The 16549-nt window shown below is 54.5% G+C and carries 14 protein-coding genes; 5 read left to right on the top strand and 9 right to left on the bottom strand.

Annotation, left to right across the window (positions count from 1 at the left end):
* Positions 1–195: 195 nt before the first annotated feature.
* A complete protein-coding gene (locus ACRDCA_RS06815) occupies positions 196–1056 on the bottom strand; it encodes an SIS domain-containing protein (RefSeq protein WP_438688843.1) in 861 nt (286 codons plus the stop codon).
* Between the two features lie 228 nt (positions 1057–1284).
* Here ACRDCA_RS06815 and murQ point away from each other — a divergent pair, with 228 nt between their 5' ends.
* Complete coding sequence (murQ, locus tag ACRDCA_RS06810) at positions 1285–2193, top strand: N-acetylmuramic acid 6-phosphate etherase (protein ID WP_438688842.1); 909 nt, start codon at positions 1285–1287, stop codon at positions 2191–2193.
* A gap of 2 nt (positions 2194–2195) precedes the next feature.
* Complete coding sequence (gene murP / locus ACRDCA_RS06805; protein WP_438688841.1) at positions 2196–3647, top strand: PTS N-acetylmuramic acid transporter subunit IIBC; 1452 nt, start codon at positions 2196–2198, stop codon at positions 3645–3647.
* Positions 3648–3738: 91 nt separating this feature from the next.
* Here murP and ACRDCA_RS06800 read toward each other — a convergent pair whose 3' ends face one another.
* From ACRDCA_RS06800 to ACRDCA_RS06770, 7 genes are all read right to left on the bottom strand, one after another.
* Positions 3739–5133: an amidohydrolase family protein gene (locus ACRDCA_RS06800; RefSeq protein ID WP_438688840.1), complete on the bottom strand. Its 1395-nt coding sequence runs from the start codon at positions 5131–5133 to the stop codon at positions 3739–3741.
* Positions 5134–5146: 13 nt separating this feature from the next.
* Positions 5147–6097 (bottom strand): carbamate kinase family protein, encoded by a 951-nt coding sequence (locus ACRDCA_RS06795; protein ID WP_438688839.1) that lies wholly within the window; start codon positions 6095–6097, stop codon positions 5147–5149.
* Positions 6098–6301: 204 nt separating this feature from the next.
* Positions 6302–7852 carry a xanthine permease gene (locus ACRDCA_RS06790; protein ID WP_438688838.1) on the bottom strand — a complete coding sequence of 517 codons (1551 nt, stop codon included), beginning with the start codon at positions 7850–7852 and terminating at the stop codon, positions 6302–6304.
* A 121-nt stretch (positions 7853–7973) separates the two neighbouring features.
* Positions 7974–9392, bottom strand: a complete 1419-nt coding sequence (locus ACRDCA_RS06785; RefSeq protein ID WP_438688837.1) for an oxamate carbamoyltransferase subunit AllG family protein — start codon at positions 9390–9392, stop codon at positions 7974–7976.
* Positions 9392–10939: an acyl-CoA synthetase FdrA gene (gene fdrA, locus ACRDCA_RS06780; protein ID WP_438688836.1), complete on the bottom strand. Its 1548-nt coding sequence runs from the start codon at positions 10937–10939 to the stop codon at positions 9392–9394. Before fdrA ends, ACRDCA_RS06785 begins: the two co-directional genes overlap by 1 nt.
* Entirely contained in the window at positions 10899–11687 is a 789-nt protein-coding gene (locus ACRDCA_RS06775; protein WP_438688835.1) for a DUF2877 domain-containing protein, read from the bottom strand. Before ACRDCA_RS06775 ends, fdrA begins: the two co-directional genes overlap by 41 nt.
* A 145-nt stretch (positions 11688–11832) precedes the next feature.
* Positions 11833–12438, bottom strand: coding sequence for an ankyrin repeat domain-containing protein (locus ACRDCA_RS06770; protein ID WP_438688834.1), 606 nt, complete (start codon positions 12436–12438; stop codon positions 11833–11835).
* A gap of 543 nt (positions 12439–12981) precedes the next feature.
* Here ACRDCA_RS06770 and ACRDCA_RS06765 point away from each other — a divergent pair.
* From ACRDCA_RS06765 to ACRDCA_RS06755, 3 genes are all read left to right on the top strand, one after another.
* On the top strand, positions 12982–13911 hold the full coding sequence (locus ACRDCA_RS06765) for a LysR substrate-binding domain-containing protein (protein WP_438688833.1): 930 nt from the start codon (positions 12982–12984) through the stop codon (positions 13909–13911).
* 102 nt (positions 13912–14013) lie between these two features.
* Entirely contained in the window at positions 14014–14586 is a 573-nt protein-coding gene (locus ACRDCA_RS06760) for a carboxymuconolactone decarboxylase family protein (RefSeq protein ID WP_438688832.1), read from the top strand.
* A complete protein-coding gene (locus ACRDCA_RS06755; protein WP_438688831.1) occupies positions 14579–15217 on the top strand; it encodes a CDP-alcohol phosphatidyltransferase family protein in 639 nt (212 codons plus the stop codon). The genes ACRDCA_RS06760 and ACRDCA_RS06755 overlap by 8 nt, the downstream gene beginning before the upstream one ends.
* An 11-nt stretch (positions 15218–15228) precedes the next feature.
* Here the strand turns inward: ACRDCA_RS06755 and ACRDCA_RS06750 are convergent, their stop codons facing one another.
* Positions 15229–16518, bottom strand: coding sequence for a rhodanese-like domain-containing protein (locus tag ACRDCA_RS06750; protein WP_438688830.1), 1290 nt, complete (start codon positions 16516–16518; stop codon positions 15229–15231).
* Between the last annotated feature and the right edge of the window lie 31 nt (positions 16519–16549).

The following is a 16549-nucleotide window of genomic DNA, read 5'->3' as shown; positions in this document are numbered from 1 at the left end:
TCGTGTTTGTGGGGCGGTAAGGAATAATGGCTATTTTTTATGCTCGTGTTTTATCTTGCCGCTTGGAGGGCAAAGGGATAGCGTAAGGAATAACCATTTAATTATGAGAATATTTTTGGTTAATTATTTAAACCCGGTTGTCTATAGCAAGAAAACTCTTAATACTCCTTTAGTGTCAGTCAATTTGTTCCAGGATCAGTCATCCAGATTGTTAATTGTCATACTCGCGTTCAGCACCATAGGCTTGGCAAGCTCCTTTCGCTGTTGCATTAATGCCAGAAAAATCAGATCCGTCAGGGTATTCTGCGCGGTTCTGGACGAAATCGAAGAGCTACGCCATTCGTTTTCATCCGAGACACTTTCCAGCACGTAATCGGCTATTTTGGCCAAAGGATTGCCTTTGTTGCCGGTTATGGCTATCACCGTCGCGCCTTGGGCTTTGGCCATCGAGGCGGCGATATGCATGTCTTTCCTGCGGCCACTGAAGGAAATCACGATCTGCACGTCTTTGGCCGTCAGCGCTTGAGCGGTGGCAATCTGGACGTGAAGGTCGGCTTCCACCAGGCTCAGGATGCCTATCTTTTGTAATTTATAGCTCAGATCTTTGGCGGTGAGGCCGGAACCCCAAATGCCGACGATCTGCACGCGTTGGGCGTTATCGATGGCATCGACCACCTGTTTGAAAATCGAGAAATTTATCCTTCTGGTCGTTTCCACGATCGCGGCGTTTTTCTCATGGGCCAGCTTTTGTGCCACCACCATCAAGGAATCCTCTGATGAAATGGCGTTATGCAAGGCCTCATGCGGAAAAGACTTGAACAGATTATTTCTACCCAGCTCCTCGCTGATGGCAATTTTCAGGGCAGGGAAGCCTTTCATACCAATCTTCTGGCTAAACTTGACGATGGCAGACTGGCTGACCCCCGCATCTTCAGCAAAGCGCGAAGAGGACATGCTCAGGATCGCTTCCGGGTTATCAAGGATGTATTTGGCGATTTTTTGCTGGTTCTCAGCCAAGCTTGGCAACAACCAGGTGATTTCGTTTAGCACGGACATCAACAATACCTCCGCTGTATGTAATAGATTATTCCAGTCATAGGGGGTTCCATTCCTTTGATTTAGTTATTTGAAATTGTTGAGAATAAATTTTTAAATGGCGATTATTTTTGCGATTTATTCCTCCTGTTGCTAGCCTCGAGAATCGATTTAGCGTGATAATTATCACATTTGTTGAATAAATAATTCCTTAACATTGTCGAAAATCTTAACCCATTGGAAGCCCCCATGAAGATTAATTTAAGCAAGATGGTGACGGAAAGTCGCAACCCGGCCAGTTCGCAAATTGATACGCTGCCCACTCTGGACATGCTCGCAGTGATCAACAGCGAAGACCAAAAGGTGCCGTTGGCGGTCGCCGCCACCTTGCCAGCCGTTGCCAAGGTGGTGGATCTGGTGGTCGAGGCGTTTGCCAACGGTGGCCGCTTGATTTATTGCGGCGCGGGTACCTCAGGCCGGTTGGGGATCCTGGATGCCAGTGAATGCCCCCCGACTTATGGCACCCCGCGTGAGCAGGTGGTTGGGCTGATCGCCGGTGGCCATACCGCGATTTTGCAGGCGGTGGAAAATGCCGAAGATAACCCGGAAATGGGGGCTCAGGACCTACGCGATCTCGGTTTCAACGCGCGTGATGTGTTGGTAGGTATCGCGGCAAGTGGCCGCACCCCGTATGTCCTGGGGGCGATGGCATATGCCCGTAGCATTGGGGCGACTGTCGCAGCTATCTCCTGTAATCAGAATAGTGAGATGAGTCAGGCGGCCGATATTGCTATTGAAGCGTTAGTCGGTCCAGAAGTGGTGACCGGTTCGTCGCGTATGAAAGCGGGCACGGCGCAGAAGTTGATCCTGAATATGATCACCACCGGCGCGATGATCCGCAGCGGCAAGGTCTACAGTAACCTGATGGTCGATGTCGAGGCCACCAACGCCAAACTGGTACAGCGCCAGGTCAATATTGTGGTCGAGGCGACGGAGTGCAGCCCCGAAGAGGCTGAGGACGCGCTTAATCAATGCCAGCGCCACTGCAAAACCGCGATTGTCATGATCCTTGGCGGCCTGTCTGCCCCAGAGGCCAGCGCGGTATTGAGTAAAAACCAAGGATTCATCCGTCAAGCACTGCAAGGGATACAGGCATAACCATGGCGAAAATAACCGTTTCGATGATAGAGCAAATTTTACTTCTGGTAGGTGGCGGTAAAAATATCATTATCTGCGGTAACTGCATGACCAGGCTGCGTCTGACGCTAAAAGACCGTCAGCAAATTCAGCTCGATGAGTTGAAGAAGATACCTGGCGTGATGGGCGTCGTTAACGGCGACGATCAGCTGCAAATTATCCTCGGCCCTGGCAAAGCCCAGACCGCCAGCGAGATGATGAACACGTTGTTATCGGCGCAACCGCAGCAGGAACGGGGGAGTGTTGAGCAACCTGATTTACAGGCCTTGGCAAGCGAAAACAAGCAGCAGATGAAGGCCAAGCAAAACAGCGCGGTGCATAATTTCCTGACTAAATTTGCCACGATTTTTACGCCGTTGATCCCAGGGTTTATTGCCGCAGGGTTGCTATTGGGGATCGCTACTCTGATGCAGCAAACGCTGTTGGTGGAAGGTGTAGCGCCGGCCGCATGGCTAAAGGGGCTGATTGCTTACATGAAAGTGTTCAGCATCGGCTTGTTTACCTTCCTTAGCATCCTGATCGGCTATAACACCCAGAAGGCGTTTGGCGGCACCGGGGTTAACGGTGCGATCATCGCTTCGCTGTTTGTTTTACGCTATGTCCCGGAAGGCACTACCGGCTATTACGCGGGCATGAGTGACTTTTTTGGCCTGGTGATCGATCCGCGCGGCAACATTATCGGCGTTCTGCTGGCCTGTATTCTGGGCGCATGGATAGAAAGGCAGGTGCGCCGGGTTATTCCCGATAATCTGGATATGATCCTGACCTCGTCAATCACCTTGTTGATCACCGGTGCCATTACCTTTGTGGTGATTATGCCGGTGGGTGGCGAGCTGTTTAAGGGGATGTCGTGGCTGTTTATGCACCTGAATGGCAACCCATTCGGTACCGCGATCCTGGCTGGCTTGTTCTTAATCGCTGTGGTGTTTGGTATTCATCAGGGCTTTGTGCCGGTTTATTTTGCCTTGATGGATGCGCAGGGCTTTAACTCACTGTTCCCTATTCTGGCTATGGCCGGTGCCGGGCAGGTGGGGGCGTCACTGGCGCTGTTTGCTCGTTCACCTAAAGGATCACTCCTGCGTACCCAGATTAAAGGTGCCATTTTCCCTGGCCTGCTGGGAATTGGTGAGCCGCTGATTTACGGCGTAACCTTACCGCGCTTGAAGCCATTCGTTACTGCCTGCCTGGGGGGCGCGGTTGGCGGCTTCTTTATCGGCCTGGTTGCCTGGATGGGCTTGCCGGTAGGATTGAATACGGTGTTTGGTCCTTCGGGTCTGGTGTCTATTCCACTAATGACCTCGGCCAAGGGCATTTTCGCCGGGATGCTGGTGTATGTTGCCGGTATTTTGATCTCCTATATTGCCGGATTTATTCTGACCTGGCTGTTTGGCAGCAAGGATGTGGATTTAAGCTGATCATAATCAGGTTTTAACCGGCTTATACCCTAGGGGCGCTGCAATGCAGCGCCCCTAGTCGTCACCACGAACCACAGTAACCCAATATCTATCAAGCCTTGCTGCCTTGCCCAACGCGGCCCCAAACCATCTCGCCCTTATGGAACGTGGCGGTTCTTGGGGATATGCGTGCCACCGCTTCGGCGGAGCAGGAGGCATCGACCAGCACGAAGCTGGCATCGTCCTGGGCTTTCGGCCAGACGCGTTCACCCTTATCGTTCAGCGGCAATACATCACCGGTGGCGATCGCCAGCGAGCGCGACAAGGTTCCCTCATTCGGGCGAATGTAGAGCTGGGCATAGAGGTTGGCTTTCTCCAACATGTCACCCAGGCCATACGGCGACCAATGATCGATCACGCTGTCGGTGCCGGTCATCAAGAACACGCCTTTCTTACGCAATTGGCTGAGCGGCATATGCATAGTGCCAATCGGTACCGTGCTGGCTATGGTGATCTGCTGTGCCGCCATGCGGGTGGCGATCTCGTCAACCTGCTGTTCATTCATCATCGCCAGCGCAAAGGCGTGGCTAATGGTCAGCTTGCCTTTAAGCTGTGGCGTTTTCTCAACGGTTTCCACCATGTAGTTCACCGCCGCGATGCCTGCCGGGCTGGTTTCGTGCAGATGGATATCCACCCCTTTGTTATAATCCAGTGCGATCTGGAACATGCTATCGAGCGACTTTTCCATGGTGCCATCGACGTTGGTCGGATCCAGGCCGCCGACGTAATGTGCTCCCGCCTGCATCGCCTCACGCATCAGCGGTTCTGATTTTGAATACAGCAGGCCATGTTGTGGGAACGCCACAATCTCGCACTCAAAGCCCGATTTGCGGCGTGCCAGCACCTGTTGCAGGTTCTCGAGGTTTTTCAGCCCCGAAGTTGGCTCAACGTTACAATGGCTACGGGCGATGGTAGAGCCATGTGACTGCAGCAAATCGATCAGCCTTTCGGCCCGCTCTTGGGTGTAGGGTTGCAGCTCCGGCAGCATTTTCTGCTCCAGCGCAATCATATCCTTGATGGTGGTGCCTGCCGGGCGATTGAGTGAACGCCATGGGCCGCCGTAAAACGTTTTGTCCAGATGGATGTGCATATCACGCATCGCAGGCAGCAGCAGTTTGCCGGCAGCGTCGTAAACCGGCACGGTACCGTCCGGATGCTGGCGGTTATCGCGCAGGGCAACGATCTTGCCCTGGTTAATCTCCAGCGTTTTCAATTCGGTGCGGGTACCGATCGGTGTTGCTCCGTCAAACTCGAAGCCCGCCTCCAGCAGAACGTTATCTAGATAATAGTGTGGGTCGGTAATTTTCATGCGCTGGTCTGCCTCACAGTTCGCGGTTGCCGGGTTAGCAGCATAACCGACGGAGGAGGTCGTGCCCAATAGCGCACAGGCGGCAGCCACTTTGCCGCTATGGCTCAAAAACTCACGGCGGCTTTTGTTCTCATTCATCTGTGGTTCCCTCTCAGAGGTTAACGATATGGGTGCCCGTTTCTCCGCGCAGTGCGGCAGGCAAGCAATCCGGCGAAGTGATCACGACGCGTTTACCGCCGTCGCGCAAGAACGCCAGGCTGGCGACAATCTTCGGCAGCATGCTGCCCGCAGGAAAATGCCCTTCAGCCATATAACGGGTCATCTCTGCGACGTTCACCTGGCCTAACGCCTGCTGGTTCGGTTTGCCAAAGTGAATGCACACTTGTTCTACGCCGGTAGTGATCACCAGCACGTCGGCACGGATTTCTCTGGCCAGCAATGCGGTGGAGAGATCTTTATCGATCACCGCGTCTACGCTTTGGTAATCGCCCTGCGGATCGCGAATGACAGGAATGCCGCCACCGCCAGCACCAATAACCACGAACCCTTGTTGTGTCAGTGCTTTGATGGCATCAGCTTCCACAATCCTGATCGGTTCTGGTGAGGCGACCACCCGACGATAACCGCGTCCGGAGTCCTCGACAAACCGCCAGCTTGGGTATTGCTGCAATAGCGTGTCGCGCTGCTGTTCGTTAAAGAAAGCGCCGATCGGTTTGGTCGGGTGGGTGAAGCCGGGATCGTTTTTATCCACTTCGACCTGGGTGATCACCGTGACCGCTTTCTGCCCACCGTGCTGCGCCAGGCGATTGTTAAGCGCCTGCTGGATGAGATAGCCGATCCCGCCTTGGGTATCCGCTACGCAGTTGGCCAGCGGGGTCAGGGGCAGCCCTTCATGTTCATGGGCAACCTCTGCACGGCGCAATTCCAGCCCTACCTGCGGGCCGTTGCCGTGGGTGAGTACGATGTGATAATCCGATGCCAGCATTTCCAGCACCGAGTCGGCTACCGCTTTTACCGCCTCGGCCTGATGTTCTACGGACTGGCTGGCGTTGTCTTTGATAATGCTGTTGCCACCAATGGCAACCACCACGAGTTCTTTCATCTGGATTATCCGATTAGCAATGTGGTTTAAAAGGGGCAGGGTGGTGATATTCCCCTCACCCTAACCCTCTCCCAAAAGGAGAGGGGACCGATCGAGTTTGTTGATTTTTCTGCGTAATACCCTGCCTGCTTTCCGAAGCAGTACGAGCTTACCAAGTGCTCCGGACCGCTCCCTCTCCCTGTGGGAGAGGGTTGGGGTGAGGGCTTAGGCTGTCTTGGTGGGTTCCTGCACTGCGGCAACCACCTGTTCACGGCTGTCGAGGAAATGCTTCACTACAAACATGCCTGACATCATCAGGTAAGCCACCACGAACATCATGGAGCTTCCCTCGGCAAAGCCAACGACAGGAGCATGGATCACGCCGAACAACGCCAGCAACGCACCGGTTGCCGCCGCTACCGCACCACGCAGCGGTTTGTTGATGATGGCGAAAATCGCAATACATCCCCACAGCATGCTGGCGAGCGGAGCACCGCTACCCAAATGCACCAGGCCCTGGTAATACACGCCTTTGCTGTGCAGCAACTCTGCGCCCAGCTTGGCTCCCGAGGTGCCCGCCGCCCCTAGCACGCTGTTAACCACGGTTAATCCCCAGTTGGCGATCCATGGGAACAGGCAGATGAAGATGACCGGTACCTCGATCTTCGGCGTTTCCCTCACCACCTGGTTGGCGGTGACCACACCGATAAACACCAGGATGGGCACGATCGCCGTCATTGGGATCACCGCCAGCATAAAGGCACCCAGCCCGAACAGCGGCACCAGGAACATCGTCACGCCGGAAGCCAAGGTGTAACCAATGCTGGCGCCCATCGCTTTCCAACCGGCGTGGCCAACATAGACGGTCACCGGGAACGGGTTACCCAGCAGGCAGCCGAACATGGAGGAAAGTCCGTTAGCCATCATTACCTTACGGGTGTTGTATTCATCACCGGCAGCGTGGGCACTTTCAATGTTTTCCAGGTCAAAGATGTAGTTCGCCAGCCCCAGCGGAACGGCGGAGGCCAGATACGGCAGCGCATGTGGCAGACCCTGCATAAAACTGTCGACATGGAACCCTGGCGGGTTAAAGCCAAAGGAGGACATCGAAGCCTTAATCGCGTCCGGGCTTTGCAGGCCGGAGATCCACGCCAGCGCAGTACCGGCGATCAGCAGTAGCAAACCGGTTGGAATGCGCGCGAAGATCGGCTTTTTGCCAAACCAGTTGATAAAGATCAGCAGCAGCACGATAAACGAGACGGTTGGCGCTTCGAACGCCTGCAACATCGGGTTCATCGCCAGCAGTAACAGCCCCAAACCGGAAAGGCAGGAGAGCAGCACGGTGCGCGGGATCATCTTGCGAATGGTTTCGCCGAGGAATGAGCCGCCCACCAGGATCAGCGCTTCAACAAAGCACCACACCAGGCCGATCGAAATGGCAAAGTCCGCATCGCCGGTAGACTGATAAACCGGCATCAGCACCAGGAAGGTCACGGTAAAAATAGACGGCGCGCTTGGGCCAGAAGGCAGCGCGGTCACATCGCTACGGCCGGTCTGGCGAGCCATTTGCAGGCCAAACCAGGTGTAGCAGATGCTGGCCATCATCACTGCCAGGCCAAAGGCAGGGGCGATGCGCCCGTAAACAATCTCTTTGGGAATACCCACCACAAAGATGAGCAACCCCATCATGGTGAGCAGGTTGGTCAGGTTATTGGTCATCAGCCCGAAGTAGGCCGCCCAGTCACCGCGTTTCCACTCTAATTTCATTTTGTTCATGGAAAATCCTTCACAGGTCGTTTAACAACTTTCGACGATCCACGGGATCGCCATTGGTCCTGCAGGTGAACAACTCTCTGGTGTCAGGTGGGGCTAACGCTGGGTTAGCCCCGTTATTTTTTTATTGGCAATAGTGGTCGCGATAAGTCAGTAAGGCTTTCTCGAAACAGGCGAACGGTGGGTGGACAATCCCGGCACCGATCATGCCGATCCCCGCATCTTTATGGGCAATGGCGGTGTTGATCACCGGCAGAATGCCGCTGCTGCCGACCCTGGTAATATCGATCGCCGTTGGGATCCCCATAAACGACAGCAGTGGGATGGTGACGTTGGGGTTTTCGCCGAGGGTGATCTCACGCATCTGGCGTGAGAAATCGATCGCTTCATCCACCGTGCCCCCGACCAGTGCAACGATGGCCGGGGCGGTCGCCATGGCAAAGCCGCCAATGCCGTAGGTTTCCGTAATGGCGCTGTCGCCGATATCCAGCCCGGAATCTTCGGGCTTGTAACCAGCAAACATCGGGCCAATCACCTGTTGTGCCGGGCCGGTAAACCATTGGCCCGGTAGGCCGCTGATGCGCAGACCAAACTCAACGCCGTTACGCGCCATGGTGGTGACTACGGTGCTGTATTCAATGCCGTGTGCTGCGTCCATTGCTGCTTTGCACATCGCCATCCAGGTCGGGCCGGAGAAGTAATCGCTGCTGGCGACAAAATCAAACACTTCACGTTGTTGCTCAACTGAGTAACCCGTCTGGATAATCCATGGCGTCAGCGCCTGGATCAGCAGTGTGGTGCCCGCGTTGTTACGGTTATGACACTCATCACCCATATGCAGCGCCTGCGCCAGCATCAGCCGCAGGTCAATTTCACCGGCCAGCTTCATGGCATCGCGCAGCATTGGGCCCAGCACATCGCGCATCCAGTTCAGGCGGTCAATTACGCTCTGGTCATTGGCCCCCATGCGCAGGATCTTCGCCATCTGCTCGCTCATGTTGGTATAAGCGCGGTTGCCGTAGGTTTTGTTTTCCACGATGTGCATGAACATTGACGCCGAGGTCACACCCGCCATCGAACCCACGCAATCATGCTCATGGCACGGCGAGAAGATGATTTCGCCAGAGGCTGCCAGTTCCGCTGCTTCCTCGAGGTTGGCCGCCAATCCTTCAAATACCAGCGCACCGGTGACCGCGCCCTTCATTCCACCGCACATCTTTTGCCAGGTGATTGGCGGGCCAGCATGCAAAATGGTGTGGCGAGTCATACCGGGGACGACATTGATCGCCTGGTCGTAACCCACCAGTACCGGATGCGATTGGATAATGCGTTCCAGCGCCAGTTTGTTGGCGGCAGCGACTTTGTCGGCCAGCGCCGGGGAAGCAATCTGGTCGAGGGCTTCAACCACCGCCATATTGCCCTGGCCCGGGGGTGTCCAGTCCAGATGGGTCACTGGAACATGCTGTTTTTTCAAATCGTCGCTGAACATGGCAATGCCGACGTTAATCACATTCAGCGGTTGGTTAAATAACGACTGGCTCATCAGGCTTTCCCTCCTTTACAGACAAATTCACGCGCCAGCAATCCAGTATTGGTGCTGCTGCTCGCCCAGATGACGCCCGCATCGGTGAGCATCTGGCACTGCTGTGGTAACGACGGCGTATCAAGATCGGTGCCCAGCACATAGCCGAGGATCTCCAATGGTCGGCCTTCGCTGGCTGCAATCGCTTTCGCTTCTTTGATCGCATCGATCATCACGCCTACCGGATCCTCGTGGGAACCGAACCCCAGCACGAAGTCCATCACGATCACGGCAACCTCTGGATCGCGCGCTTCCTGCAACAGGCGCTGGATGCGGTTGGTCGGGTCGATCATCGGGTGTGGTTTGCCATTGGTGAAATCATCATCGCCAAAGTCGAGGAAGGTATGTGCCACGCTGCGGTTGAGATCTTGCAGGCGCTTGGCCGGATCGGGTTGAATGTTGCTGTAAACGTCGTCGTGTTTTTCCAATGCGGCAAACATCGCTTCGTCGCACAGGGTGCCGCCACAGAACAGGCCGCGAATATATTTTTGCTGCGGTGTCAGCTTGGCACGCACTTCTTCAATCAGCGGCCAGTTGAGCGGATGCAGGTCGAGAGACTCTTCTTTGATCCCGGTAAGCAGCACTGCCTTTAATGCAGCCTGTTTCGTTGCACGAGCAAACTGCAATCCTGGCTCATCGGCAGGTGGTTCATTACGGCCAAGGAAACAAACCACCACCGGTTTACGGCAGGCGCGGGCGCGTTCCAGCACCGCGCTTGCCACGGCAGGAGCAGGGGGCTTGGAGATCAGCGCGATCACTTCGGTACCGTCGTCCTGCTCTAACATCTCCAACGCATCCAGCATCATCCGGCCGCCAATCTTTTCACTCAGATCGCGCCCGCCGGTACCAATCAGCTGCGAAATGCCGCCGCCAAATTCGTGAATACGCACGCTCAACTCCTGGCTACCGGTGCCGGATGCGCCGATGATGCCAATGTTGCCCCGGCGTACCGCGTTAGCAAAACACAGCGCGGTGCCGTTAATGATGGCGGTGCCGCAGTCTGGCCCCATCATCAGCAGGCCTTTCTCATGCGCCAGCTGTTTCAGTGCCAATTCATCCTCGATAGAAACGTTATCGGAGAACAGCATCACGTTGAGATCGTTTTCCAGCGCCTGGCGGGCTTCACGCGCCGCATACAGCCCGTTGACCGAGATCACCGCAAGATTGCTTTCCGGAATATGGGTTTTCGCGCTGGTAAGGGTGGCATAGCGTGCTTCGTGGCGGCCACCTTGGTCTTTGTGGGTGAACAAGGCTTCGATGGCCAGCAGGTTGGCATCGTTCGCTTCATCGCTGATGCCTTTAATCACGATCATCAGATCGCCATTCTTGGCGGCTGCCAGTTCTGGGGTCAACAAGCCCAGATTCTCCAGCACTCCCTTGTTCATCTCTGTGGCCATGGCCACAAAGGCTTGCTCAACGCCTTCCAGCTTGTTCGCTTTGGTGGAAATAGACATCAGCGAAACGGAATCAAACCAGGTGTTGTTTTTTACAATGATCCTGATGGGCATATTTTTCTCCAAAATATGAGGTCAAGAGACAGGCATCTGCCATGCCATGCAGCATGTCGCAACCCGAACTTGAACCGATCTGTTTAATCTTGTTGATGGTAGCGATAATAAGGTGACGATCGTCGTGTACTAATTTCTCTAACAGCTGGCCGATCACCTGTCGGTAACGCTGATTGATTGCCGCCTCTAAGGTAATAGCGCTCAGTAACGTCGTTTTCTGTTGCGCTTTTTCCAACTCGGCTAAAAATAGTTCGCGATATTTTTTCGCCGGATGCCCGGGCAACAACAATATAGAGCAAAGGCCAACCAGATAATCATCACCGGAAGGCGTCAGGCCAATCCCCAAACCAATGAGGGACTGTATAGCATCGCCGGGATCTTCATTGCGGCGTATCGCCATAAATAATGCGTCGCGATGCAATTGTAATAACCTGGCCATTTCGCGGTGAAATATATTATCGCCACGGTAATTAAAGAGAGAATTACCGGATGCAGCATGTTGATTAAGGCATGCCCCCCATTGGTGCCAGGCAATGTCGGCCCTGTTTGCGTCGGTTAAATACAGCTCGGGCTGTTGCCATATTTGGCAACCGGAAAAATCAATCCAACTGTGTTGGCCTATTTCAATGCCGCCCTGAGAAAACTCGACTCGATCTCCTGGGCTAACTAGTTTGTCGCAGTGCCTGAGCGCTATACGGCAACTATTCGGGGCGTTGTCATACTCGTCGCTTAATAACGTGTAGAGCATGTTCTGCTCGGGGACGAACAGGTTAACCGCGCGGGAAAAAACCTGTTCGACCTGCCCACTTAGCCGTTGACGGGGAAACGCCACCTCCGCCGATAACGCTGTAATGCACTGCCGTAATGGCTGTGCGATAGGGCTTCTCCTCGGGTTAGGCTCCGGCTGCGATCAGCAGTTCAGCAATTTCGCGATAATCTTTTTCACGTGCCAGCGTCAGGGGAGATTTACCATATTTGTCGGTCATATGCGGATTCGCGCCGTGCTCGAGCAGTAATTTTACAATCTCCTGCTGTTTCGCACCGCCATCATTTAACACAATGGCTTCCAGCAGCGGCGTCCAGCCCACAAAATTGGTGTGGTTGACGTTAATTTCGGTACACGTCAATAATTCACGCACGATGTCGACGTGGCCTTTTTCACTGGCTGGGGTAATACCTACGCCGCCAAAACGTGTCAAACGGTCCAAATCCGGGTTTGCTGGCAATACCAGGCGCAGCAGCGTTAAGTCATTATTCAGACAGCTCAGCAGGAAGGGGTTAAAACAGGTCTGATCTTGCTTATCAATATCGGCACCGGCTGCGATTAATAACTCCACACAGTCGTAATGTTTATTCAGGCTGGCAATGGTAATAGCTGTGCGGCCTTGGCGGTTGACGGCATTGATATCTACACCTTTATCCAGGCAGCTTTTCAGCGCCTCGCTATCGCCTTGTTCCGCCGCAAAAAGAAAATCGCTAATCAGCGCTTTATCAGACATATTCTCGCTCCCTATTTTCAGTGGGCTTGGATACTTTCATTGCTACTGAGAATAGCAACAGATGACGGATAAAAACATCCGCTTAAGAATCATTCATCGCAAAGGGAATAATTGTTGAAAACAATTCAACAATAAAGGCAAACTGTGCGTCGGCGCAATCTTTCTCTTATGTTTTGCATCTTTTACCAGGGCAAACGTCCCTGTGGGGAATGGGCTTTCATCTCGCGCCACATCAGGCTCTAAACAAATAATCAGAAGTGTGATTGTCTTCAAATCAGTTGTAATGGCAGTGTTAAATTTTGTTCAATACTGGTTGCGCGTCATAGGATTTGCAAATACATTCAACAATGCGATTCCCCCTCACCCCAACCCTCTCCCACAAGGAGAGGGAGCCAGCGCGGAGTTGCGGTCTGGTGTGGGTGCTAGTCTGCGGCTAGGTCGTAGGTGAGAGGGCAGATACAAAGTTAAGGCCGGATGCATAAGCCAAGTTGTGGCTCGGACAGTTCCCTCTCCCTGTGGGAGAGGGTTAGGGTGAGGGGAGTCATGAATTCTATTTTTACCGAAGAAAACCTGTTGGCATTTACCACCACGGCGCGGTTTGGCAGCTTCAGCAAGGCGGCAAAAGAGCTGGATCTGACGACGTCGGCCATCAGCTACACCATCAAACGCATGGAAACCGGGCTGGACGTGGTGCTGTTTAACCGCAGCACCCGCAGTATTGAGCTTACCGAATCCGGCTTTTATTTCTACCGCAAGGCGACCGACCTGCTCAACGATTTCCATGCCATCAAGCGCGGCATTGATACCATCTCTCAAGGCATCGAGGCGCGGGTACGCATCTGCATCAACCAGTTGCTCTATACCCCACGGCATACCGCCCGGCTGTTGCAGGTACTGAAGAAGCAATTCCCAACCTGCCACATCACGGTGACTACCGAGGTGTATAACGGCGTTTGGGATTCCATCATCAACAATCAAGCCAATATCGCGATTGGCGCGCCGGATACGCTGCTGGACGGTGGCGGGATTGATTACACCGAAATTGGTGCCATCCGTTGGGTGTTCGCCATTTCCCCCGATCATCCCTTGGCCTTTATGCCGGAGCCCATCTCGGAGAGTCAGTTACGGCTCTACCCCAACATCATGGTGGAAGATACCGCGCATACCATCAATAAAAAAGTCGGTTGGTTACTGCATGGGCAGGAAGCAATCCTGGTGCCGGATTTTAACACCAAGTGTCAGTGCCAGATTTTGGGGGAAGGGATCGGCTTCCTGCCGGAGTATATGGCACGCGAACCGGTAGCCGAAGGGCTGCTGGCAACCCGCGCCATTCACAACCCACGGCAGGATTCCAGCATGCTGCTGGCGACTCAACATGCGGCAACCGGGCAGGTCACCCAGTGGATCAAAAAGCAGTTTGCGCCGGGCGGGGTGCTCACCGGGATTTATGCGGATTTGCTCCACCGGGAGTAAAGCAAATCGGATGACTAAAGCAGCGAAGCCCTTTCAGCAACGGGCACCAGGGCGTGGCATAATGCTCGTCACGTTAGTTTATTTGAGGCATGGTTTTAAGCTATGGCGAAACAATCCCCTTGGGTGGCACCGTTAAACCGTTTACCTCTCAGCCTGCGTCCGATTGCCAAAATGCAGCAAAAACACTTTGGTGCGGTACTTAACCCTACGCGCTGGTGGGGGCGATTTCCCTTCCTGTTTTGGCTGGTTGCCTTGTTCGTCGGTTTTCTGGAACGCCGCCGTGCTAGCCTTGATGCGGTGACCCGTTCGCTGGTGATGACCCGCGTTTCTCAGCAGTGCTGCTGTGAATTTTGCATTGATGCCAATAGCCTGCGCCTTGCCGAACGCAGCGGTTCTATGGACAAAGTGCTGGCGGTGGCAAACTGGCCCACTGAGACGCTGTTTAACGAGCGCGAACGCGCGGCGCTGGCCTATGCCGATGCGATGACCGCAACGCCACCGTTGGTCAGCGAAACGCTTAAGCAGGCGCTGAAATCCCATTTTGACGACCAGACGCTAACCGAACTGACGGCGCTGATCGCCTTCCAGAACCTATCCGCGCGCTTTAATGCCGCTCTGGATATCCCCGCGCAGGGGCTATGTTTCACTGGATCGGGGAAACCGCCCCATGTTTGATAGCTACCTGCATTCACGGCTCAAACCCGCATTAAATCGCTTGGTCAGCGTGGTGGATCAACCGGGTGTTTCACCCGATAAACTGACGCTGCTTGGGTTCGCCATTGGCGTACTGGCTTTACCGTTGCTGGCGCTACAGTGGTATGGCGCGGCGCTGGTGGCCATTGTACTTAACCGTCTGTTTGATGGGTTGGATGGTGCTCTGGCCAGAAGGCGCGGGCTAACCGATGCGGGCGGCTTTCTTGATATCTCGCTGGATTTCCTGTTCTACGCGCTGGTGCCATTTGGCTTTATTCTCGCCGACCCGCAGCAAAATGCCTTGGCAGGGGCCTGGCTGCTGTTTGCGTTTATCGGCACTGGCAGCAGCTTTCTGGCATTTGCCGCATTGGCCCAGAAGCACCGGCTTGATAACCCCGGCTACGCGCATAAATCGTTTTATTACCTCGGTGGCTTGACCGAAGGCACTGAAACCATCGCCTTGTTTATTCTCAGCTGCTTGCTGCCGGGAGCATTTGTCTGGCTGGCGTGGATATTTGGTGCGCTATGCTGGATGACTACGCTGACGCGGGTATGGAGCGGTTATCAGACGTTAAAGCGAATGGATCATTCTCCCTCGGGCGAGGGAGAATAAAGAGTAGTAACTCAGAGTTTATCTGGACTGCGATCTCCACTCACCACCGGGTTTTTGGGGTCGCTGCTCCACTCGTACCAGCCGCCATCGTAGACGCCTACGTTTTCCCAGCCCATCGCGCGAGCATACATGAAGGTTTCCGAGGCGCGCCAACCGGTGCCACAGTAGAAGGCAACCTGTTGATTCGGCGTGATGTTCCAACTTTTCCACATGGCGGCGATGTCATCTGGCGTGCGCATGGTGCCATCCGGATTGTGGAAGTCCTCCATATGCGTGGAGTCGGAACCGGCATGCCCCCAGCGTGCTCCGGCAATTTCGCCTTTTGGCTTGATGTAGCTATAGCCGCTGGTGTCACCCACAAACTCGGCCCAGGAACGGATGCTGACCAGTGAAGCATCCTGGCGATGCAACAGCTTGCGTGCCTGTTCGCTATCCAGCATCAACTGCGGCTGCCCAGGAATTGGCGCGCCAAAATCTGCCACGGGCTTAACGTCCGGAGCTAACCCACGTTCAACCGGCAACCCGGAGTCACTCCAGGTTTGCCAGCCGCCATCAAGCAGGCGAACGTCTTTGACCCCGGCATAAAGCATGATTTGTGCGACGCGGGCCGCCGCATACACATCGCGGCCATACAGGATGACGGTGGTATCGTGGCGAATGCCATGTTTGGCAAGCATTGCCTTCAACTGCTCGTCGGAAACCTTGTTCCACAGCGGCTCGCTCTCGACTTCGTTGGTATCGATATAATCTGCGCCGGGAATATGGCCGATCAGATATTTTTTCGGTGCCCCCCAGGCGGCTTCAATCACTTTCCACTCTCCTGCCGGGGCGGCGGTAACCGGTTTGTTCTGCTGGAGATTGTGCAGCCATTGCGGATAAACCAACTGCTCGAAATGTGCCATTTTTTGCAGGCGGGCGGGATCCTGCAAGCCATCGGCAAGTTGCACCACCTGGCTAAAACCGAGTTTGGCCAGACGGGTGGTGACGGCCTGTGTATCCTCATTGTTACCGTACAGCGCAATCAAACCGGCTGGTGAAAGATGGTGCTGCTGCGCCCACGCTTTGATCTGCCCGTCACTCATTAGCGTCAACCAGGATGCAGACAAGTTAAGTGCGGCAGGCTCATGACCTCCTACGCCATCAAGGGATTGCGGCCAACCGTTATAAAATGCGCTTGGGCGAGTATCAATGACTGCACCTTGCTGGGTTTGCACCGTGGCAAGGTTCATCGTGGCGGCGAGGGTGGTGCATGAAAGTCCGGCAAGCAGCAGGGCGGTGGTTAACTGAGAAACACGTTTCATCGTTATAACCTGTATGGATAGCAAAGGAGGC

The sequence above is a fragment of the Serratia sp. (in: enterobacteria) genome, from assembly GCF_051654945.1.
Classification (GTDB): Bacteria; Pseudomonadota; Gammaproteobacteria; order Enterobacterales; family Enterobacteriaceae; genus Chania.
This window is presented reverse-complemented; position numbering and strand designations above follow the sequence as displayed.